General features: G+C 65.2%; 17 protein-coding genes. 3 read left to right on the top strand and 14 right to left on the bottom strand.

Translation table 11 applies throughout. From position 1 onward, the window contains the following. From L2A60_RS07865 to L2A60_RS07850, 4 genes are all read right to left on the bottom strand, one after another. Entirely contained in the window at positions 1-1,092 is a 1,092-nt protein-coding gene (locus L2A60_RS07865) for a PA0069 family radical SAM protein (RefSeq protein WP_235703834.1), read from the bottom strand. 105 nt (positions 1,093-1,197) lie between these two features. Beyond that, on the bottom strand, positions 1,198-2,787 hold the full coding sequence (locus L2A60_RS07860; RefSeq protein ID WP_235703823.1) for an efflux transporter outer membrane subunit: 1,590 nt from the start codon (positions 2,785-2,787) through the stop codon (positions 1,198-1,200). Next, complete coding sequence (locus L2A60_RS07855; RefSeq protein WP_235703822.1) at positions 2,777-4,324, bottom strand: DHA2 family efflux MFS transporter permease subunit; 1,548 nt, start codon at positions 4,322-4,324, stop codon at positions 2,777-2,779. Before L2A60_RS07855 ends, L2A60_RS07860 begins: the two co-directional genes overlap by 11 nt. Then, positions 4,321-5,412 (bottom strand): HlyD family secretion protein, encoded by a 1,092-nt coding sequence (locus L2A60_RS07850; RefSeq protein ID WP_235703821.1) that lies wholly within the window; start codon positions 5,410-5,412, stop codon positions 4,321-4,323. The genes L2A60_RS07855 and L2A60_RS07850 overlap by 4 nt, the downstream gene beginning before the upstream one ends. 104 nt (positions 5,413-5,516) lie before the next feature. Between L2A60_RS07850 and L2A60_RS07845 the strand changes: the two genes are divergently transcribed. Continuing rightward, complete coding sequence (locus L2A60_RS07845; protein WP_329603561.1) at positions 5,517-6,170, top strand: TetR/AcrR family transcriptional regulator; 654 nt, start codon at positions 5,517-5,519, stop codon at positions 6,168-6,170. Between the two features lie 594 nt (positions 6,171-6,764). Here L2A60_RS07845 and L2A60_RS07840 read toward each other — a convergent pair. From L2A60_RS07840 to panC, 7 genes are all read right to left on the bottom strand, one after another. After that, positions 6,765-6,917 carry a hypothetical protein gene (locus tag L2A60_RS07840; RefSeq protein ID WP_235703819.1) on the bottom strand — a complete coding sequence of 51 codons (153 nt, stop codon included), beginning with the start codon at positions 6,915-6,917 and terminating at the stop codon, positions 6,765-6,767. A 175-nt stretch (positions 6,918-7,092) separates the two neighbouring features. Beyond that, positions 7,093-8,007, bottom strand: coding sequence for a glycerophosphodiester phosphodiesterase family protein (locus L2A60_RS07835; protein WP_235703818.1), 915 nt, complete (start codon positions 8,005-8,007; stop codon positions 7,093-7,095). Next, entirely contained in the window at positions 8,004-9,791 is a 1,788-nt protein-coding gene (locus L2A60_RS07830; RefSeq protein ID WP_235703817.1) for an ABC transporter ATP-binding protein/permease, read from the bottom strand. The genes L2A60_RS07835 and L2A60_RS07830 overlap by 4 nt, the downstream gene beginning before the upstream one ends. After that, positions 9,788-10,273: a DUF1499 domain-containing protein gene (locus tag L2A60_RS07825; RefSeq protein WP_235703816.1), complete on the bottom strand. Its 486-nt coding sequence runs from the start codon at positions 10,271-10,273 to the stop codon at positions 9,788-9,790. Before L2A60_RS07825 ends, L2A60_RS07830 begins: the two co-directional genes overlap by 4 nt. Further along, a complete protein-coding gene (locus L2A60_RS07820; protein ID WP_235703815.1) occupies positions 10,270-10,584 on the bottom strand; it encodes a DUF3253 domain-containing protein in 315 nt (104 codons plus the stop codon). Before L2A60_RS07820 ends, L2A60_RS07825 begins: the two co-directional genes overlap by 4 nt. 66 nt (positions 10,585-10,650) lie before the next feature. Next, entirely contained in the window at positions 10,651-11,544 is an 894-nt protein-coding gene (locus tag L2A60_RS07815) for an EAL domain-containing protein (protein ID WP_235703833.1), read from the bottom strand. A 112-nt stretch (positions 11,545-11,656) separates the two neighbouring features. Next, positions 11,657-12,481, bottom strand: a complete 825-nt coding sequence (gene panC, locus L2A60_RS07810; protein ID WP_235703814.1) for a pantoate--beta-alanine ligase — start codon at positions 12,479-12,481, stop codon at positions 11,657-11,659. A gap of 263 nt (positions 12,482-12,744) precedes the next feature. On the opposite strand from panC, the gene cydD reads away from it, so the two are divergent. Together cydD and cydC are read left to right on the top strand one after the other, a co-directional pair. Beyond that, positions 12,745-14,427 (top strand): thiol reductant ABC exporter subunit CydD, encoded by a 1,683-nt coding sequence (gene cydD, locus L2A60_RS07805; RefSeq protein WP_235703832.1) that lies wholly within the window; start codon positions 12,745-12,747, stop codon positions 14,425-14,427. Next, positions 14,427-16,064: a thiol reductant ABC exporter subunit CydC gene (cydC, locus tag L2A60_RS07800; RefSeq protein WP_235703813.1), complete on the top strand. Its 1,638-nt coding sequence runs from the start codon at positions 14,427-14,429 to the stop codon at positions 16,062-16,064. Before cydD ends, cydC begins: the two co-directional genes overlap by 1 nt. Before the next feature lie 9 nt (positions 16,065-16,073). Here cydC and lpxC read toward each other — a convergent pair whose 3' ends face one another. The 3 genes from lpxC to L2A60_RS20735 form a co-directional block, all read right to left on the bottom strand. Beyond that, positions 16,074-16,982, bottom strand: coding sequence for a UDP-3-O-acyl-N-acetylglucosamine deacetylase (gene lpxC / locus L2A60_RS07795; protein ID WP_235703812.1), 909 nt, complete (start codon positions 16,980-16,982; stop codon positions 16,074-16,076). 144 nt (positions 16,983-17,126) lie between these two features. Next, a complete protein-coding gene (locus L2A60_RS07790; protein WP_235703811.1) occupies positions 17,127-19,322 on the bottom strand; it encodes a peptidase domain-containing ABC transporter in 2,196 nt (731 codons plus the stop codon). Continuing rightward, positions 19,319-20,629 (bottom strand): HlyD family secretion protein, encoded by a 1,311-nt coding sequence (locus L2A60_RS20735; RefSeq protein ID WP_235703810.1) that lies wholly within the window; start codon positions 20,627-20,629, stop codon positions 19,319-19,321. Before L2A60_RS20735 ends, L2A60_RS07790 begins: the two co-directional genes overlap by 4 nt. Positions 20,630-20,845: the final 216 nt, after the last annotated feature.

The raw sequence follows: 20,845 nt of genomic DNA, 5'->3' as shown, positions 1-20,845 counted from the left end.
CTAGAAGAGAGACAATTGCGCGTCCGGGCGGATGGTTTGGCCCGGACGCGCGAAAGCGGTGCAATCGAGCGCGGGCTGCGCGGCATCCAGCCCGTATTGCCGCGCCGCGCGGCGGAAACGCGATGCGAGCAATGCGGCATAGGGTCCGGTGCCCCTGAACCGCGAGCCGAAATTGGGATCGTTCAAGGCGCCCGCGCGGGTCTGACGGATAAGGCTGAGCACGTGCGCCGCGCGATCCGGCACGGTGCGGTGCAGCCAGTCGGTGAACAGGTCGCCGAGTTCGTAAGGCAGGCGCAGCAGGACCGCACCCGCGCTGCGTGCACCGGCGCGGGAGGCGGCTTCGAGTATCCGTTCGAGTTCCGCATCGTTCAGGCCAGGGATCATCGGCGCGGCCAGAACCCCGGCCGGAATTCCGGCGGAAGCGAGCCCCGCGACCGCGGCGAGGCGCCGCGCCGGGCTCGCCGCACGCGGCTCCATGGTGCGGGCGAGACGCGGGTCGAGCGTGGTGATCGACAGATGGACGCGGGCGAGGTTGCGCGACGCCATTCGCGCGAGAATGTCGGCATCGCGCAGGACGCCGGCCGATTTGGTGATGATCGATACCGGGTGGTTGAATCGGTCCAGCACCTCCAGCACCGCGCGGGTGAGCTTCAGTTGCCGCTCGACCGGCTGGTACGGATCGGTGTTGGAGCCGAGCACGATCGGCGCCGGCGTATAGGATTTGCGCGACAATTCGCGTTCCAGAAGTACCGCGGCTTCCGGCTTGAAAACCAGCTTGGTCTCGAAATCGAGGCCGGGCGAGAAGCCGAGATAGGCGTGGGTCGGCCGCGCGTAGCAATAGATGCAGCCGTGCTCGCAACCGCGATACGGGTTGAGCCCGCGATCGAACCCGAGATCGGGGCTGTCGTTCCGGCTGATGATGCTGCGGCTCGAATCCCGGATCAGCACGGTCTCGGGTGGCGGCGCATCCTCGGCCAGGGTTTCCCAGCCGTCATCGAAGGCGTCGCGGCTTTCGCGTTCGAACCGATTGGCCGGTTCGAGTCTGGTGCCGCGCTGGTCCGGGCGGGTATTGCGGGGGATGAGCGTTCGAATGTTCATGTTATGTTCGTGAACACTCAAGCGGCAAACCGCGCGAGTGTCAAGAACAAAAAAAGAACGAGCGACTTCCAGGCGGTGTGCGACCCGACGGCCGCGCGATTACCGCGCGGCGACCGTGGTTTTGGCGGGATAGGTCTGCTCCCAACCGCCGCCGAGCGCCTGATAGAGCGTGACCAGGTCGGTCGAGATTTTCGCGAGGCTCTGCGCCTCGGATTGGGTGGCACGCAGTTCCGATTGCTGGGCGGTCAGCACCTGGAGATAATCGGCCAGGCCCTCCCGGTAGCGTTGCTGGGCGAGGCCGAGCGCGCGCTTGCTCTCCGCCACGTCGGTCTTCAGCGCGGCCAGCGTGTTCTGCTCCTGATCGTAGGCGGTGAGGGCATTATCGACCTGATGGAACGCGGTCAGAACCGTTTTCGCATAGGTGATCGCGGCCTGTTTCTGTTCCGCCTTGCGCAGATGGAGCTGGCCGTTGAGCTTGCCGCCTTCGAAGATCGGCATGGTGATCTGCGGCCCGATCGCGTAGGTGACGGCGGCGAGCTGGTTCAGGTTGGAGAATTGCAGCGCCTGCAACGAGACCGAGCCCGACAGCGAAAGATCGGGGAAGAAATCCGCCTTCGCCACGCCGATTTCGGCGGTCGCTTCGTGCAGCTTCGCGCTCGCCTCGCGGATGTCGGGCCGGCGCTGAAGCAGTTGTGACGGCAAGCCGATCGGCACCACCGGCGGCACCGGTGGCACCGCGCCGGGGGCGATCAGCTCGGCACGGAGCGCCTCCGGTCCGCGGCCGAGCAGCAGGCTGAGCTGGTTGATCAGATAATCGATGCGGGTGCGCAGGGCGGGGATCTGCGACTTGACCGAGGCGGCCTGGGCACGCGCATCCGCGACATCGAGCGCATTGGCGAGACCGGCCTGTTCGCGTTCCGCCGTCAGGCCGGCGATATGATTGGCGCTGGCGAGATTGTCCCTGGTGATGGCCAGAACCGTCTGCTCGGCGCGCAGATCGATGTAGTCCTGCGCGACTTCGGCCTCGGTATTCAGCAGCACCGCGCGGCGGGCATCGCCCGATGCCTGGGCGGCGGCGAGGGCGGCTTCCAGCGCGCGGCGGTTTTTGCCCCAGAGATCGAAGTCGAACACCGAGGAGAAACCATACTGGAACAGGTTGAACGGCCGGATCGCCGAGCCGGGGATGCCGCCGCCGCCCGAGGTGCCGCCGGCGCCGTTCGCGGTCTGGCCGGCATTGGTGCTCGTGCTGGTGTTCGAGCCGCTGCCGCCGAGAGCGGTGAACACGCCTTTCTTGCTCGGTCCCTCGCGGGTGAACGAGCCGGCGAAATCCAGGTTCGGATAAAGCGCGGCACCTTCGATCTCGGCTTGCGCCTGCGCTTCGGCGAGGCGCTGGGTCGCGATCCGCACGTCGAGGTTTTGGGCGATCGCATCGTGCTCAAGACTGGTCAGGCTGGGGTCGCCGAAACTGTTCCACCAGGCGAGATCGACTTTGCCCTGGCTGACCGTGTCCGGCGCGGTGAGCGCCGGGCGGTTGGCAAGGAACGAGGCTGCCGTGCGCGGGTGGGGGTTGTGGAAATTCGGGCCGAGTTCGCAGCCGCCGAGCCCCAAAGCCAAAGTGAGGCTCGCGCCAAGGGCTGTCGCCTGACGCAAGCGGTGTCGCCGGTCCGGGCGGAATCGGTCAAACCTCATAGGATACTCCTTTGGCTGCCTTGGCAGGCGCGCCAAGAAAAAGAACCACCGGCCAGACCAGCAACGCGGTCATGCCAAGAATATGGAACAGATCGAGATAGCTCATGAATGCTGCCTGATGTTGCACATCCGCGGCCACCTCGGAAAGGGTCTGGCCGTGAAGGCTGACATACGGTGTGATCGCTTCGGCAAGCCTTGAATGATGGAACTGGGTGCGCCAGGCGAGCATGGTGGTGACGAAGGAAATGCCGATACTGCCACCGATGTTGCGCACCTGATTGATCAGCGCCGAGGCGTCGGCGTTGCGCGCCGGCGGCAGACCGACATAGGACAGGGCGGAAATCGGGATGAACAGGAAGGGCAGGGCGATCACCTGGAGCACCCGGTCGAACGAAATCGTCGCGAAGGACGCATCCGGCGCGAGATGCGACTGGAAGATGAGCGCGAGGCCGGTCTCGATCAGGCCGCCGATCAACAGAACACGGGGCGAAATGAACCGCCCGGTCACGATGCCGGCCACCGGCATCAGACCGATCGTGGCGATCCCGCCGAGCGCGAGCGCGAAGCCCGAGGTTTCGGACGAATAGCCCAGCAGGGTCTGGGTCAGCTGCGGCAGCAACTGGGTGGTGCTGAGCAGGATGACGCCGATCAGGAACATGATCATGCACGAGATGGAAAAATTCCGATATCGGAACAACCTGACGTTCATCACCGGCTCGGGATGGTCCCACTCCCAAACCGCCAAGGTTACGAGCGACACGCTCCAGACCACGAACAGGGTTCGGATGAAGAAACTGCCGAACCCATCATCCAGCGAGAATTTGTCGAGGAAGATCTGCAGCGCGCCGAAGCCGGTCGCGACCAGGAAAAGACCGAAATAGTCGAATTTCAACCCTGCCTTGAGCTTCGCCGCCCGCTCGCGCACCAGCAGCATTGGTTCATCGACGAAAATCGCGATCAGGGTGAAGGCGATCAGTCCGATTGGAAGGTTGATCAGGAACACCCAGTGCCAGGAGAGATGATCGGTGATCCAGCCACCCAGGATCGGCCCGACCGCCGGGGCGACGATGATCACCAGGCCGAACACCGCGAAGACTTGGGCGCGTTTTTCCTGCGGGAAACTGTCGGCATACATCGATTGGGTGACCGGCTGCAGCCCGCCGCCGCCCAGGCCCTGGAGCACGCGCGCGACGATCAGCATGGTCAGCGAGGCCGAGAAGGCGCACAGCACCGAACTCGCGGTGAACAGCGCGATGCAGATCAGGAACAGTCGCTTGCGGCCGACCACGCCCTGCAGCCAGCCGGTGATCGGCAGGATGATGCTGTTGGAGACCAGATAGGAGGTCAGAACCCAGGTGCTTTCCTCAGGGCTGACTGCAAGCGAACCAGCGATGTGGGTGAGTGCTACATTGGCGATGGTGGTATCGAGCACCTCCATGAACGGGGCGAGCGCGATCATCGCGACGATCAGCCATGGGTTGTACGGTCCCGCCGCGGAGCGCGGCGGGTTGGGCCGGGACGCATAGAGCAGGCTCATTTTGACGCAATGCGGATAAAGGGCTCGGCCGACATGCCCGGCGCCAGCAGGTATTTGCCGATGCGGTGGTCGTCGAAAATGATCCGCACCGGCACACGCTGCACGATTTTCACGTAATTGCCGGTCGCGTTCTGGGCCGGCAGCAGCGAAAACACGCTGCCGGTGCCGCGCTGAATGCTGGCGACCCTGGCGTGGAACGCAACACCGGGGACCGCATCGATATAGACTCGCACGTGCTGACCGGGATGGATGTGGCCAAGCTCCGTCTCCTTGTAGTTCGCGGTCACCCAGAGCCGGTCGCCGACCAGCGCCATCAATCCAGAGCCCGCGGCGACGACATTGCCGGTACGCACCGAGCGTTCCGCGATATAGCCCGAAGCAGGGGCGCGGATCGACGTGTAGGAAAGCTGGAGCTTGGCGTTCTCGACCGCGACATCCGTTGCTTTAAGGGCCGCCTTGGCCGCGACCAGCCCGGCTTCGGCGCCGGTGACCTGCTGTTTCGCGGCATCGAGGCGCGCCTCGGTCGCGCGCAGGTCGGCGGTCGCCGCGTCCAGCGCGGTGCGGGTGACCGCCTGGGGATTGACCCGCGCATAGCGCGCCGCGTCGCGCTGGGCCTTGAACAGATTGGCCCTGGCGACCGCGACATTCGCCTCTGCCTGCGCGACATCCGCGTTCCGTGTGCCCACATCCGCCACTGCCTGCGCGCGCTGGGCACGGGCGCGGTCCAGCGCGACGATTTCGGTACCGGCATTGAGCCGGACCAGAAGCTGGCCTTTCGCCACGTGCTGATTCTGGTGCACCAGAACCGCCTCGACCTGCCCCGAAATACGCGGCGCGATGCGATGGATCGCGCCGTCGATCTCGGCATCGGTGGTCGTCGCGAATTGGCGCGCATGCAGCCAATAGACGATACCAGCCACGACCAGGGCGAGCAGAACGATCGCCAGAACGACGAAGGGCCGTTTTGACCGGGGCGGCGTGATGGCGGCGACCGCATCATTGGGGACTCGACTCTGCCGGGCACCGGATTCGTTCCGATCATCCTCGCCCATCGCAAGGTCACGGTTTCGCCGGCCGTCATCGTCCATCATGGGCGCCTTACTGGTATGACCGAACCGTTCGGTCATTGACGGGTTATACATACCCAGCGTAGGCTGACTGTCAATGCACAAATCTCTGCCTCAAGGCGCTCATGCCGATGTCTGAACGTCTCTCTCCCCAAAAAGCGGCCCAGATCCTGCGGGGCGCCAGCGTGGTTTTCGCGCGAGACGGATACGGGGGGGCGAGTATGTCGCGTATCGCGCTGGAGGCAGGGGTCTCGAAAGGGACGCTTTACAACTACTTTCCCGGCAAGGCGGAGTTGTTCAGCGCCTATGTCGAGGAGGAATGCGCGAAAAACCTCCATTTGATCTTTCAGGCACCGGATGCCGAAGAAGAACCTGCCGAAATGCTGGCACGCATCGCCCGCCGGATGCTGCACCTGCTGCTGTCCGACATCGGCATCACGATCTATCGGGTGGTGATTGCCGAGGCGGAGAAATTTCCCGACATTGCCCTTTCCTTTTTCGAGGCTGGCCCGGCGCGGGCGATCCATTATCTTGCCGATGGGCTGCGGGAACAGGTCAGGCGTGACCGGATGAATGTCCCCGACCCCGAATTCGCCGCCGAGCAGTTCTTTGCGCTGTGCCAGACCCGGCTGGCCTTTCTCTGTAGACTCCGCATCAAAATGACGCCGTCAACTGAGGAAATCGATCGGATCGTGGATGGTTCGGTCAGGATTTTCCTCAATACCTACGGCATTGGTGGTCAGAACGCGAAGCGATCCTCATCCACGAATGAGACCTGATCGACTGGCGGGGGCTTTCCGGTTCGCCGGAACTTGAGCCGCATGCCCATTTCGCACTCATGGCCGCATCCCCACGCATAGCCTCTCTGCACATTTCACCGCGCATTCCGCAATTCCGCCATTCGACCCGATCGAGCTGGCGATACATGGCCGCATAATCCGGCGATCACTTTTCTGACCATTTGTTCATGAAATCGAGAGATGATGTGCGGATTCGCCTTGCCAAGCAAAACCGATTGCAGAATACTACCTAAGGTAGTCTTTTCTTCCACGCTCGCGCAAAAATGGATCAAAAATGATGAATTTTCAGACGTTGGACGGTTTCGTGCGCGAAAGAATCCGGGCCTGGCCGCAAACGCCGCCGGGCCTGGAACAGGCGGATGCGCGGGGGCAGGGGGTCTGGCTCAAGGCCCGGCCTGGACCATCGCAGGAAAACGATGCGCCGTCGCTCAAAATACCGGGCGCCGCACGCATGCGCACTTTCCCGGACGGACTCTGGCTCTGGTTCGGCGGCACGCCGGGCGACATGTTCGTCGATCTGTTTGCCATCGAGGTGTGCGGCAGCCTGCAAAACCTGCTCGACAAGCGCTCGCGCTATACGCCGAGCCTGCACTCTCTGCTGGTGACCTGTCCGTCGGTGTGGCTGCGCCGCGCGGTCGCGGAGCACGACGACACGCCGCGCTGGCGGACCATCGGGTCGTTCGATCGCGCGCCGGAGACGGCGATCGCCTTGCCGGTGCGCGACATGCGGGTGCTCTATGCGCTCAAACCCAAGCAATTCCACGAGTTCGCCGTGCATAACATCGCGCACGCTCATGAGTTGTTCGCGCCGATCGATATTCTGGTGGGTGAAGCCGGCTGGCGGGCGCCGGCCTTGCGGCAATTCCTGTTTCATGCCGCGCGCCGAGCGAATTTCTGGGATTCAGATGCCTATGCTTGCCCCGAAGGATCGGACGAAGCCTGGGCAGGCAACAATCCCCCCCACGGCTTCGACGGCGCTTCGGGCCAGATCCGGCCGATCGGAAATCATCCCGTCCACGCCAAGCGCGATCATCCGCTCAAACGCCTCGGGCGTATTGACCGTCCAGGGCAGAACGCGGAGGCCGAGCGACTGCGCCTCGGCCAGATCGGCCTGATCGAGGCTGGCATGAAACGGCGCCCAGCACGCGGCCCCCGTGGCGGCAACGGCACGCGGCAGCCTGCCGTCGAACTGGCCTAGATCGGCGCCGTCGAGCCATAAACGGCCTTCGGCGACGGTATCCGGCGCGCTCAGGCAACAGCGGCGCAAGCGTGGTTCCAGCGCCGCCGCCACCCGCAGTACCCGCCAGTCGAAGGCGAACAGCACGGCATCTTCCAGTGCGCCGTTCCGGCGGAGAGAGGCGATGACCGAAGCGGCCATCGCTTCCGGCGCTGCCGTGTCGTCCGGGCGGTCGGGGAAGGTTTTCACCTCGATCAGGAGATCGAGCCCGGCGAGAGCGCCGAGAGCGGCATCGAGGCTGGGGATGTGCGCGCCGTCAATCGGTCGTTGATCGGGGTAGCGCGCCTCATAGTCCGATCCTGGGCGCAATCGTCCGACATCGTATTGCGCGATCCGGGCATAGGGCAGGTCGCGCAGCAGAGGTGCATCCTTGCCGACGTAAATGCCGTCGGCGGCGCGGGCGATATCCGGGTTTGGGCGTGGATCGTGATGCACCGCGGCAATTCCGTCTTCGCTTAGCCCGACATCGAATTCCACGCCGGTCAGGCCGATTGCGTGGGCACAGGCGAAGCCTTCGAGCGTGTTCTCGGGCAGCAGTCCGCGCGCCCCGCGATGCCCGAAAATGGCGATCGGGTTCATTCGCCGGGCACCGGCTCGGCCTCGGGGACGAGACGCATGACGCCGCCGTCCCCTTGGGCGAGGCGCGTCCGGCGCGGATGCAGATCGATCACGCTTTCATGGTGGGCGATCGAGACGAACTGGGTGCCGGGCAGGCGCGTGCGGAGCATGGCGAACAAAGAGCGTGCCGCCGGTTCGTCGAGCGCCGATAAAGCCTCGTCGAGGAACAGCCAATCCGGCTGGACGATCAGCACGCGGGCCAGGGCAAGACGTTGCTGTTCGCCGCCGGAGAGCCGCAGAGTCCAGTTGTCGACCTGTTCGAGCCGTGCGGCGAGCTGCGCGAGGCCGACATCGGCCAGGGCGGCGCGCACGGCGTCGTCGGCGATTTCATGTTCCTGGCGCGGATAGGCGACGGCGCGTTTCAGCGAGCCCAGCGGAAAATAGGGTTTCTGCGGCAGGAACATCAATTGGCCGGCCGGTCGGGTGACGCGGCCGTGACCGAACGGCCAGATCCCGGCAAGCGCACGGAACAGGGTGGATTTGCCGGCGCCTGACGGACCGGTGATCGCGACCGGTTCGCCCGGCGCGATGTGCAGATGCGGCTGGCTGAACAGGCGCCGCCCATCCGGCAGGTCGATCGCCAGATCCTCGGCAAGCAGGCCGCCGCCCGGTGCCGGTGCGGTTCCAACCGGCATAGCCGCATCGCGCGCCTGGGCGGACATCACCGCCCGTTCGAAGCCGTCGAGACGTTGAACCGTCGCACGCCAGGTCACGAGCTGCGGATAGGCCCCGACGAACCAGGAAAAGGCGCTTTGCACGTTGCCGAAAATATTGCTGACCTGCATCATCACGCCAAGCGTGAAGACGCCGGTGAAATAGCCGGGAGCGGCGACCATGAACGGGAAGATGATCGCGATCTGGGTAAAGCCGACGGTGAAGAAATTCAGCGCCTTGGTGCGCTTCATGATCTTCCACCAATTGAGATAGATCGCGTGGAAGCGCTGTCCAAGCCCCAGTGCCTCTTCGGCCTCGCCGCCATAGAGCGCGATCTGTTCGGTATTCTCGCGCACCCGCATCAGGTTGAAGCGGAAATCGGCATCGACCTGCTGCTGCTGGAAGTTCAGCGGAATCAGGCGCCAGCCGATGACATGGGTGAAATAGGTGCCGACGATCGAATAGATGATCGCGGCCCAGACGAGATAGCCGGGGATGGTCACGCCGAACGTGTGCAGCGGCGGCACCAGGAACCAGAGCACGAAAATGAAGCTGAACAGATTGACGATATTGGCGATGAAGTTGATGCCGAGCGACAGGTTGTTCGAGACGAAACTGCGCAGATCGTCGGCGATCCGCTGATCCGGGTTGTCGAGCGGGCTGCCGGCCTCGGCCTTCAGGCTGATTTCGTAATAGGCGCGCCGGTCGAGCCAATCCTGCACGAAGCGATTGGTGATCCAGCGGCGCCAGCGGATTTCCAGCATCTGATTGAGGTAGAACGCATAGACCAGAACGGTGATGTTGATGGCGGCCCATTCGGAAAATCCCGGCACGAACCAGGGATAGCCCTTGACGAACCGATAGGTGAACATCGCTTCCCAGAACTTCGGCGCGTCCTTGACCTGCAGCGCGTCGTAAGCGACGCGATACCAGTAGGTGTAAAGGACGTTCAGATAGACCGCGAAGAGATTGAGCCCGATGATCGCCGCGAGCAGCCCCCAGGCGATCCATTTTTCCTCGGAGCTGAAATACGGTTTCGCGAGCCGCCAGGCATCGGCAAGGGCGAGGCGGGCGTTATTCAGAAACTTCATGGCGTGATCCTGATCAGTTTCGCTTCGATCGCGGCGAGCCAGGATTTTACCCGCGCCTGGTTCACCCCGAAATCGGAATAGCCGTAGATCGAGTGCGAATAGAGAATGAGCGCGCTGCCATCGGCGCCGTCCGGCCGCACCGCGGCCTCGACCACATCCGGGAAATTCGCGACCGGCGTGCGAACCACCCAGGCGGCCTGGAACTGTGCCGGGTAGGAATCGAGTTCGTAGGTGCGGGGTTCGGCGGCGGCCACGGAAGCGATTTCGGCGAACAGCACATCCGGCGGCACCTTGTAGCGCGGGGTGGTCAGATCGGGGTTCGGCGTGAAACCGACGGGTGCTGCCAGCGCCTTGTTCGGCGATTTCGGCAGGACGAGATGGTTGAAATCGACGATGCCGGGCGGTTTGACCCCTTGCGCTCCAGCCTTGCCGCATGCGGGAAAGATCAGGCTCAGCAACAGAGGCAGCATCCCCACGCTCATCGGCGTTCCTCCATGATTTCGCGCAACCGCAACCGGATGACCCCGCGCGCGGCCTCGGGCGGGATCACCTTGCCTTTGCGCAAAATGTCGATTGTCCCGGATTGCGCAAGGCGCAGCGCGGCGCGGCGGATAGCGGGCATATGGCGCCGCCAGGCATCGGTGGCGCCGGCATTGCCGTCATGTTCCGCGAGGCGGCGTGCCGCTTCGGCGGGAGAGATCGATTTGCCGCAGCCGCGCTCCCGCGCCAGATCCAGGATCGCGGCGTCCGCGGCATTTGCACGAGAACCGGTTGCAATCTCGTCTTCAGTCATCCGGGTGGTCTGGCCCGGATCGGTGCGCCGGGCAAGATCGTCCGGCGCCGGGAAGCGGGTTGTGGATCAGCCTTGGGATCGTGCCCGCACGCGGAGTGTTTCGGCAGGCATCGCCGCTCCGATCCATGGTCCCTGAACGAAATCGACGCCAAGCCGGCGCGCCCGTTGCAGTTCGGCTTCGGTTTCGATCCCGTCGATCGTCACGGTCAAACCGTGCCGGTGGGCGATTTCGGCCGAAGCCCGAATCAAGGTGGCTTCATCGGCGGCATCGTCGTCCGGCTCGCCGACGCGGGCGAGCCGGCGATCGAGCTTGAGACCGGAGAGCGGCAGGCGGGACAATAAGGCGAGGCCGCCGAAGGTCGCGCCGAATCCATCGAGCGTGACGCCAAGTCCGGCCGCGCGCAGATCGCCGATCGTGTGATTGAGCGGCGTGCCGCCGTCGATGAGTTCGGTCTCGTCGATCTGCAACTCGATGCGCCAGGGAGCGATGGATGCGGTATCGAGAGCTTCCAGCACGGCATCGAGCACCGCACCGTCGGTCAGGGTTCGTCCCGTCACGGGCACGGCGACCCGCCATGTCCCCGGCCATGTCGCAACCTCGGCGGTGGCGGCGGCGAGGCTGAAGCGCAGCATATCGGCACGCGGCCCCTGGCGCTCCAGGCCGCGCAGGAAAGGCGCCACGGCGACCAGACCCCGCTTTCGGTTCGGCAGGCCGATCCAGAGTTCCGCGCCCTCCAGGAGGCCAGCAGGCGTTTGACCGGCCGCGCCAAGCCTGAGTCGTGGCAAATAGCGCAGGCAAAACGATCCGTCGTGCAGGGCTTCGGCGATGCGCGTGGCCCGCTTGCGCTGTTCGCCCGCGGCGATCCGGCGCAGGGCGGCACGGCTCCGCCGCTCCCCGAGGCGGCTCGCCGCCTCGGGCGGCAACGTATCGGGCGGCGCCATTTTTGGGTATTCCGTCATGCTCACACGCATCGCTCCATTCGGACCTTGAGAGGTTCAGCGGCGATTATGAAGGTTCAGAGTAAAATTTCCGTTAGCGTCCGATCGGGAATCCGGCGGGCAGGCTTCCGATTCAGACCGCGATATTGTCGAGCAGACGCGTCGAGCCGAGCCGCGCCGCCGCGATCAGCCGGGCCGCTCCCGCGCGGGCATTGAGCGGTGCCAGCGACTCGGGCGCGACCAAGGCAAGATAATCCACCGCGAAGCCGGCGCGCGCGAGGGTTTCGCGCCCGGCGGCGAGTGTCGCTTCGATAGCAGCGCCGGCGCGCAGCTCATCGCGCGCGCGGCACAAGGTCGCGAACAGATCCGGCGCCCGCGCACGGTCTTCCGGGGTGAGGTAGCGGTTGCGCGACGACATGGCGAGGCCGTCCGCCTCGCGCCGTGTCGGCACCGCGACGATCGCGACCGGCAGCAGAAGATCTTCCGCCATCCGGTGGATCACCTGGATTTGTTGCCAGTCTTTTTCACCGAAATAGGCAGAATCGGGCCGCATTTGGCCGAACAGCTTGGCGACCACGGTTGCGACTCCGCGAAAATGGCCGGGCCGCGCGGCGCCTTCCCACAATAAGGCGGGACCGGCGACGTCGATCATGGTCGCCCCATCCGGCGGATACATGATGTCGACCGTCGGCAGCCAGACGAGGTCGCAGCCTGCCGCTTCCAGCATCGCGCAATCGGCATCGGGATCGCGCGGATAGCGGCCGAAATCCTCATTGGGACCGAACTGTGTCGGGTTGACGAAAATCGAGGCGGCGACCGCACCCCCGGCGGCGCGCGCGGCGCGCACCAGCGCGAGATGCCCGTCATGCAGCGCACCCATGGTCGGAACGAGGGCCAGAGGACCAGCGTGGCCAGCACGGGCCGCGCGCAGTTCCGCAAGGGTACGGGCGATGTGCATGGGTTCCTCGGCTCACATGTCTTTTGACTACGTTATGCGGCGCCTCATGGGCGAAACCGGCGCTTTCGTCCACTCCCGCCGGTCTGAGTCCTGGTTTGTTCTTTGAAAACATGAATAAATTAGTCATCTTCTCGTCATGTTCTTGTTAGATTCATGACTTGATCCCGCTTCATTGAGGCACCGTGATGAAGAAATCGCGCTCTCGCGGTCCCCGGCGTCCCGTGCTGTTGGGTTTCATGGGAAAGCTTTATATGTCTCCGGCCATGGCACGCAGCGTCTCCCCGACAAAATCATGGATCAGGCAGGAAATTCGCGGCGGACGGCGCCGCGCCGCGCCCGCGACCGGTCTCGGGCTGCTCGGCGTTCTGCTCGCGATCGGCCAAATCTATTGCGCGTCCCGCCTGCTCGCCGCCGCTCTGCGCCCCGGTTCGGCGCCGGTCGAATTGCTCGCGATCGGCTTCGCGATCGCCGCCGTGCTGCGCGCCGGGCTGATCGTCGTGCAGGAACGCGAGGCAGCAAGGCTCGGCATCGCCGCGCGTCGCCGGCTGCGCAGTGCCACGCTCGGCGGGCTGATGACGCTCGGCCCCGGCTTGCTGCGCGGGCGCCATTCCGCCGAGCTCGCGGCGGTGGTGGTCGATCGGATCGAGGCGCTGGGCGGGCTGCACGGGCGCTGGATTCCGGCGTCCGGCATTGCGTTGGTGGGTCCCCTGATGGTCGCCGCCGCCGCGGCGATCGCCGACTGGCGCAGCGGGCTCATTCTGCTGATCGCCGGATTGCTGGTGCCCGTTTCGATGGCGGTTACCGGAATCGGCACCGGCATGGCGGCACGCCGGCAATTCACCGCGATGCGGCGGCTGCAGACGCGATTCCTCGACCGGGTGCGCGGTATCGGGACCATCGTGCTCGCCGGTCGGGCCGAGGCCGAGGCCGAGGCGCTGGGCGGCACCGCCGACGAGCTGCGCCGCCGCACCCTGCGTATCCTGCGCGTCGCCTTTCTGAACGCGACGGTGATGGATCTGCTCGCCGCCGCGGCGCTGGTCGCGATCGCGATCCGGTTCGCCGGACCGCTGCTCGCCGGCCATTGGGCGTCCGCTCCCGCTGCCCTGTTTTCCCTGCTTCTGGTGCCCGAGTTCTTCGCGCCGCTGCGGGCATTTTCGGCGGTCTATCAGGACCGGATGACCGCCGAGACGGCGGCGGAGGATCTGATCGAACTGCCGCGCGCGGAGGTGCACGCCGCACCGCCGCCCGCGATCCGCACCGTGCCGGCCCAAGGGGTGACCATCGTTTTCGAGGGCGTGTCGTTCGCCTGGGATACGCTGCGCGGCACGGTCCTCGATCGGCTCAGTTTCCGCCTGCCGGCCGGCGAGACGATGATGCTGGTGGGACCGTCAGGCTCGGGCAAATCGACGATTCTCGAATTGCTGCTCGGTTTCGCGCATCCGCAGGCCGGACGGATCACCGTCAACGGCGCGCCGATCGAGACCATCGTTCCGGCCGCGCTCGCGCGCATGACCGCGATGATCGGCCAGCGGCCCTTTCTGTTCGCGGGATCGATCGAGGAGAATATCCGGCTGGGCCGGCCGGAGGCGAGCGAGGCCGAATTGCGCGAGGCGGTCCGGCTCGCCCGCGTCGCCGATTTCGCCGATGCGCTGCCGCTTGGGCTTGCGACGCCGATCGGCGACGGCGGCTATGGGCTTTCCGGCGGCCAGGCGCAGCGGATCGCGATCGCACGCGCGTTTCTGAAGGACGCCAAGCTTCTGCTTCTCGACGAACCGACCGCGCAGCTCGATCCGGCGACCGAACGCGACGTGCTGGACAGCCTGAAGCGGCTCGCGATCGGGCGGACCGTGATCCTGGCGAGCCATGCCGCTTTCGCCCACGAGTTCACCGGCCGCAAGCTCGATCTCGGTGCCGTGCGCACCGCGGGGCTGGAAGGGGTCGCTTGATGAACCGGGCGCGGCCGATCCTGCGGATCATCGGATTATGGCGGGCGCAGCGCGCCGCCCTTGCCGCAGGCGTGATCGTCGCTCTCGCCGCGCTCGCCGCCGGGGTCGCGCTGATGGCCGGTGCCGGCCGCTACATCGCCGCGGCGACGCTCGGCATCGGCCTCGCGGTACCGGCCGCGCTGGAGGCGCTTGGCGTCGCGCGCGTGGCGCTGCGCTATTTCGAACGGCTGGTCACCCACGATGCCACGTTCCGCGCGCTCACGGCATTGCGCATCTGGTTCTTCCGGGGCCTCGCGCGCAGCGCTGCCGGCGGGCTCGGCTATCGTCGCGCGGGCGACGTTCTGGCCCGGCTGGTCAACGACATCGAGGCGCTGGACGGGATTTTTCTTCGCATCCTGGTTCCCGGCTTCGGCGCCCTGATGCTGATTCCCGTTCTGCTGTTCGTGGTCGGACGCGAGGATGCCGCGGCGGCAGCGATCGTGCTGGCGCTGTTCGCGCTGATCGCTTTTTTATTCCCCTGGCGGGCGATGGGAGCGGCGCGCCGGTCCGCCGAGGCGGAAGCGCAGGCCGGCGGCGCCTTGCGCGTCGCAGCGCTCGATGCGCTGAGCGGCTTGCGGGAGGTCAAGGTTTACGGCGCCGAGGGGCGGATGCTGGCCGCGATCCAGGCGCAGGAATCGCGGCTGTTCGGTGCAGAAAGAATGCTCGCCGCGCGCGCGGGGGCGATGCAGGCGGTCTCGTTCCTGGCCGCGCAGGCAGCACTTCTCGCCGTTCTGCTGATCCATGGCGCGCGTCCTGTCGCCATCGTTATCGCGGTGTTCGTGGCGATCGCTGCTTTCGAGGCGGTGGGCGCGATGCCGCGCGCCGGGGTGATCGCGGGCCGCGCGAGCGCCGCGGCAACTCGCGTGCTGGAGGCGGCGGAAGCGCCGCCGCGCGTCGCCGATCCCGCCTCGCCCGCCGCCATGCCGGTTGCGCATGGCTTGAGTTTCGACGAGGTGACATTCCGCTGGTCCGCCACCTTGCCGCCGGTGTTCGACGGGCTGTCGCTTCAGGTACCGGCCGGTTCGCGCATCGCCGTGCTCGGGCCATCGGGTGCCGGAAAATCGACCCTTGCCGCGCTGGCGCTCAAGCTTGCCGAACCCGAGGCCGGGGAGATCAGGCTCGGCGGGGTGGATATCGCACGGCTCAACGCGGCGGACGTGCGCACGCGCGTCGCCTGGCTGTCGCAGGCGACGCATCTTTTCGCCGATACGGTGCGCAATAATCTGCTCCTTGCCCGGCCCGATGCCAGCGAGGCGGAACTCTGGGCGGCACTGGATGCCGCGCGGATCGGCGATGTCGTTCGCGCCCTGCCGGATCGGCTCGATGCCTGGGTCGGCGAACAAGGGGTATTGTTTTCCGGCGGGCAGGGGCGGCGTCTCGCGCTGGCGCGCACGCTGCTGAGTCCGGCGCCGGTCCTGATTCTGGACGAACCCTGCTCGGGTCTCGATATCGAGACCGAACGCGAGTTCATGAGCACGCTGAACGAGACCCTGGCCGGACGGACCGTCCTGCTGATTGCCCATCGGCTGACCGGCGTGGAAAAATTCGACCGGATCTGGCGCATGCAGAACGGACGGGTGATCGCGGCGACCCGGTAGGGGGGGCCGTCAGGCGACGGCGGCGAATTCCGGGACGGTGGTCTCGAACCGGCGATAATTCGCCGGATCCGCGAACAAGGCGCGCAGCAAAAGATTGTTCAGCCGGTGGCCGGTGCGCGCGCCGACGAAGCGGCCGATGATCGGCGCGCCGGCCAAAGCGAGATCGCCCACCACGTCGAGCAGCTTGTGGCGCACGAATTCGTCAGGGTAGCGCAGGCCCTCGGGGTTGAGCACGCGGCCGCCATCCACCACCACCGCATTGGCGAGGCTGCCGCCGCGCGCCAGACCGGCTTCATGCAGCGCGTCGATCTCGTCCTTCATGGTGAAGGTGCGTGCGCGGGACAGATCCTCGGTGAAGCGCGCGGGCGAGAGGTCGAGCGAGAAAGCCTGGCGGCCAATCGCGCGGGCCGGAAAATCGATGTCGAGCGCCAGGGCAAATCCTTCGGCATCCGGCCCGGCGGGGCGCAGTTCGGCGAAGGCAGCGCCGTCGGCGATGCGCACCGGGCGCAGGATTTCGATTACCTCGCGCGGCGCCTCGCTTTCGGCGATGCCAGCACAGGTGAGCAGGAACACGAATTCAGCGGCCGAACCATCGAGGATCGGGACTTCCGGGCCATCCACCTCGATCAGCACATCGTCGATCCCAAGCCCGGCGAGGGATGCCATGACATGCTCGACCGTACCGATCCGCGCCTCCGGGTGCCGGGGATCGGCGAGAACGGTGCAGAGACGGGTATCGGCGACGAAATCGTGCCGTGCCGGAATGGTCGCATCGAGATCGGTGCGCCGGAATACGATGCCGCTCCCTGGCGCGGCCGGCACGAAGCGCAGATGAACCGCCGCGCCGCCGTGCAGACCGAAGCCTTCGCATGAAATGATCGATTTCAGGCCGCGCCGGGTGTCATCCGCCCGCGGCATCCTCGTCCATCCATCCGGCCGCATGGCCATGCGCGTCATCGTGATCGAAGCCTCATCAAATCGCTGCGATGCACACTAGACGCGGGCGAACGGTCTGGAAAATCAATGAATATTTCTGATTATTTCTCTATAAGTTATTGATTTTCAGGCTTTTTCATGTTTCCGTTTGTTACGGACGCCGGCTTGGGTTTCCTGTGCTTCCGGCGTCGGCGGCGCCAGGGTGATCCGGTTCGCCTGGCCGGCGTTCAGCAGAATGATCTGGTCGCACAGCACGATGGTCTCGCGGCGGTGGGCGATCACGATGCGGGTCGCGTTCAGCCCTGCGATCGCCTCGACGATGCGGGCCTCGCGCGCGGTGTCGAGATGGCTGGTCGCTTCATCGAGCAACAGGATGCGCGGCCGGTGATACAGCGCACGCGCCAGGATCAGCCGCTGGCGCTGGCCGCCTGAAAGCGTCGAGCCCATGTCTCCCACCAGCGTCCGATAGCCCATCGGTTGCGCCACGATTTCGTCGTGAATTCCGGCCATGGTCGCGGCTTCGGTCACCTGCTCGTTCGTTGACGCCGGATCGAAGAAGCTGATATTTTCCGCGATCGATCCGGCGAACAACTGGTCGTCCTGCATCACCGCGCCGATCATCGAGCGATAGGTGGCGAGGCCGAGCGTGCGGATGTCGAGGCCGCCGACCAGGATTTCGCCTTCGGTGGGTTCCAGCAGCCCGAGGATCAATTTGGCCAAAGTGGTCTTGCCGGCACCGGACGGCCCGACCAGCGCGGCCGATTGCCCGGCTTCGATCAGCATCGAGCAGTTCCGCAAAATCCAGGGCTCGCCGTCGCCGTAGCGGAAACCGACATTGCGCAGTTCGATCGACGGTGTCGGCAGCGGCCCTTCATAGGCCGAGCCGACATGCCGTTCCGGCGGCGTCAGCACAATATCCGCGAGGCGTTCGCCATAGAGCCGGAGCATCCGCAACTCGATCGCCGAATCGACCAGATTGCCGGCGCGCGCGGTGAATTGCTTCGCATACATGGTGAAGGCGATCAGCATGCCGACGGTGAACTGTCCGCGCAGCACCAGAAGGGCCGCGAGCCAGATCAGCGCCACGTTCTCCAGCCCGAACAGGCCGGATTGCAGCGCGGTGAACACGATATGCAGCCGGCGCACCATGACCGAGCGGTTCGCGGTCTCGACCAGGGCGTTGCCGTAGCGCGCGGTGCGTTCGTTCTGCTTGTTATACAGCTTGATCGGCTGCACGCCTCGGATCGCCTCCAGCAACTGGCTCTGCTGACGGGCGGCGAAGACGATCTGATCCTCGGTCGCCTGGCGCAGCGGCATGAAGAACAGCCAGCGCAGCGCGCCATAGGCGGCGAACACGCCGAGCACGATGACGCTCAGGGCCGGGCTGTAGATGAACAGAATGACCAGGGTGAGGATCGCCATCACCCCATCGAGCACGGCTTCGACGAACTTGGTGGTCAGCGTGCGCTGGATGTTCTGCACCGCACCGTAGCGCGACACCACGTCGCCGATATGGCGTTTCTCGAAATAGTCGAGCGGCAGGCGCATCAGATGGGCGAACACGTTGGAGGCCCACTGCACGTCGAGCAGGGTGCTGACATAGACCACGACCCAGCCGCGCAAAGCCGAGATCGCCACCGAAAAAATCGTGACCAGTACGAAACCGATGCCGAGCAGGGTGAGCAGCGAATGATCGGCGGTGACCAGCACCTGATCGATCACCCATTGCAGATAGAACGGCCCCAGAATGCCGAATATCTCGAGCGCCAGAGCGAGGATCAGGATCTGCACGGCGGCCGCGCGCAGTCCCACGATCCGGCCGGCGAGGGCGCGCAGCGAGATCGAGCGCCGCGCCTCGGCGGGCCGGAAATCGGCGCGCGGCGACAATTCGAGCGCGATGCCGGTGAACGAGCGCGACGCTTCGGCAAGGGTCAGCCGGCGCACGCCGCGCGACGGGTCGTGGATGGTCACGCCGTTCGCGTCGGCCGATTTGAGCACGACGAAATGATTGAGATCCCAGTGCAGCAGGCACGGCGTTCCGAGGTTTTTCAGATCCTCCAGTTCGAGCCGGAGCGGTCGCGAATCGAGACCGAGCCGGCCGGCGATCTCAATCAGCCGGGTCAGATTTGCCCCCTTGAGCGAGGCGGGAAATTGCCGGCGCAGATTGGGCAGGTCGATATCGTGGCCGTGATAGCGCCCGACCATGGTGAGGCAGGCGAGACCGCATTCCGCCGCCTCGGTCTGCAAAACGATCGGCAAATGCCGGCCGAATCCGAAGGTAAGGCCGTCGAGGCCGAACGATGCGAAATCCGGGATTTTCATGACGCGACCTTCGAGCCGGTCCGCCGCACCGCCGGGTGGTGCGGTGTGCCGACGAATACGTCCCGCCCAAGACCATAGAGCGGTTCGAACACCCATTGGATCAGCCGTCGCCGGTCGAGCACGATGGTCGCATCGAGCGCCAGTCCGGCGCGTAGCGCCTCCCGCTGGCCGTAGACATCGACATGGGTGCGGTCAAGCGCGACCATCACCCGGTACAGCGGTTCCTTCGCCTGCGTCTGGGTCAGAGCCGCGACTTCGCTTGGTGTCAGCGCGCTTTTCGAAATCGAGACGACGGTGCCGCGATACTGGCCGAATTCCTGGTAGGGAAAGGCGGCGTAGCGCAGGTTGAGCCGGCTGCCCCGATGAATGAAGCCGATCGCCCGGCTGGGAACCAGCAACTGCGCGCGCAGGATCGAACCTGCCGGGGTGATCGAGATCAGCGACTGGCCGGTGGCGACCGCCTGGCCCGGATCGACCACGATCGACGAGACGATGCCGGCATTCGGCGCGCGCTGCACGATCGAGGCGGAAGCGGCAGTCCGCGCAAGCTGCTGACGGATACTGGCCAGTTTCGAGCGGGTCGCGTTCGATTGGGTGGCCGCGTTCAGCGGCAATTGGTGGATATCCTGGGTCGTCTTGGCGATCTGCTGATCGATCGCGGCGGTTTCGCGCTCGAGCGCCTTGAGCTGGGCGCGGGCCGCGAACACGGTGGATTTCTGCTGCTGCATCTGCAGATCGGAGATGAAACGGCCGCCGCCGATGCTTTTGAACTTGTTGAGAACCGCTTCGGTGCTGGCGATATCCTGCCTCTGGATCGCGATCTGCCCGGCGATCGCGCCGCGCTCGGTGTTCAGCATGACGAGTTTCGCGTTCAGGCCTGCGGTTTCGGTCGCGACTTCCTGTTTCTGGGTGGCGAGATCCTGTTCGAGCAGCGCCTGCTGGTCGCGCAGCGATTGACCGATCAGCACGTCGATCAGGCCCATGCTCCGGCTGTCGACATCGCCGGAAAGTTCGAGCAGGCGCTGCCCGGCGCGAACCGTTTCGCCGTCATGCACATCGACCCGCTTGACCGTTCCGGCGATGGTCGCGCTGATGTTCAGCAGGCCTGATGAGGGCACCAGCGCGCCGGATACGGTCTGGCGCCGTGTATAGTGGCCGAAGACCAGGAACAGAATGACGGCAGCGCCGATCAGTCCGGCCAGGCCCGACAGAACCCAGTGTCCGGGCGGCGAGGCCAGACGGATCGGGCCGAGCCACTCCTCGCGCTGCGCGTCGAGCGTGGCTTCGCGAAACAAACCGTCCGACACGCTCACTCCTTCGCCATGAAACCGCCGATTGCGGTAACACGCCATGCAAGGTCGCTAAAATCAAGATGATTTTTGGCGTTTTGATCAGATTCTCATTTTATGATCGATGTGCCGGGTAAATTCTTGAAATCCTGAGAAAACAGCAACCTCCAATTGCAACGGAGCCGGCCGTAATGCAATTTTAATGATTTAAATTGAAAAATAATTCTAGAATCA

The sequence above is a fragment of the Acidiphilium iwatense genome (genome assembly GCF_021556475.1).
Taxonomy (GTDB): domain Bacteria; phylum Pseudomonadota; class Alphaproteobacteria; order Acetobacterales; family Acetobacteraceae; genus Acidiphilium; species Acidiphilium iwatense.
This window is presented reverse-complemented; position numbering and strand designations above follow the sequence as displayed.

What these genes read in the sequence shown, in the direction of transcription:
- L2A60_RS07860 (WP_235703823.1), bottom strand. Translation starts at nt 2,787, where the DNA reads ATGAGGTTTGACCGATTCCGCCCGGACCGGCGACACCGCTTGCGTCAG.
- L2A60_RS07855 (WP_235703822.1), bottom strand. Translation starts at nt 4,324, where the DNA reads ATGAGCCTGCTCTATGCGTCCCGGCCCAACCCGCCGCGCTCCGCGGCG.
- L2A60_RS07850 (WP_235703821.1), bottom strand. Translation starts at nt 5,412, where the DNA reads ATGGACGATGACGGCCGGCGAAACCGTGACCTTGCGATGGGCGAGGAT.
- L2A60_RS07845 (WP_329603561.1), top strand. Translation starts at nt 5,517, where the DNA reads ATGCCGATGTCTGAACGTCTCTCTCCCCAAAAAGCGGCCCAGATCCTG.
- L2A60_RS07840 (WP_235703819.1), bottom strand. Translation starts at nt 6,917, where the DNA reads ATGTCGCGCACCGGCAAGGCGATCGCCGTCTCCGGCGCGCGATCGAAC.
- L2A60_RS07835 (WP_235703818.1), bottom strand. Translation starts at nt 8,007, where the DNA reads ATGAACCCGATCGCCATTTTCGGGCATCGCGGGGCGCGCGGACTGCTG.
- L2A60_RS07830 (WP_235703817.1), bottom strand. Translation starts at nt 9,791, where the DNA reads ATGAAGTTTCTGAATAACGCCCGCCTCGCCCTTGCCGATGCCTGGCGG.
- L2A60_RS07825 (WP_235703816.1), bottom strand. Translation starts at nt 10,273, where the DNA reads ATGAGCGTGGGGATGCTGCCTCTGTTGCTGAGCCTGATCTTTCCCGCA.
- L2A60_RS07820 (WP_235703815.1), bottom strand. Translation starts at nt 10,584, where the DNA reads ATGACTGAAGACGAGATTGCAACCGGTTCTCGTGCAAATGCCGCGGAC.
- L2A60_RS07815 (WP_235703833.1), bottom strand. Translation starts at nt 11,544, where the DNA reads ATGACGGAATACCCAAAAATGGCGCCGCCCGATACGTTGCCGCCCGAG.
- panC (WP_235703814.1), bottom strand. Translation starts at nt 12,481, where the DNA reads ATGCACATCGCCCGTACCCTTGCGGAACTGCGCGCGGCCCGTGCTGGC.
- cydD (WP_235703832.1), top strand. Translation starts at nt 12,745, where the DNA reads ATGGCACGCAGCGTCTCCCCGACAAAATCATGGATCAGGCAGGAAATT.
- cydC (WP_235703813.1), top strand. Translation starts at nt 14,427, where the DNA reads ATGAACCGGGCGCGGCCGATCCTGCGGATCATCGGATTATGGCGGGCG.
- lpxC (WP_235703812.1), bottom strand. Translation starts at nt 16,982, where the DNA reads ATGCCGCGGGCGGATGACACCCGGCGCGGCCTGAAATCGATCATTTCA.
- L2A60_RS07790 (WP_235703811.1), bottom strand. Translation starts at nt 19,322, where the DNA reads ATGAAAATCCCGGATTTCGCATCGTTCGGCCTCGACGGCCTTACCTTC.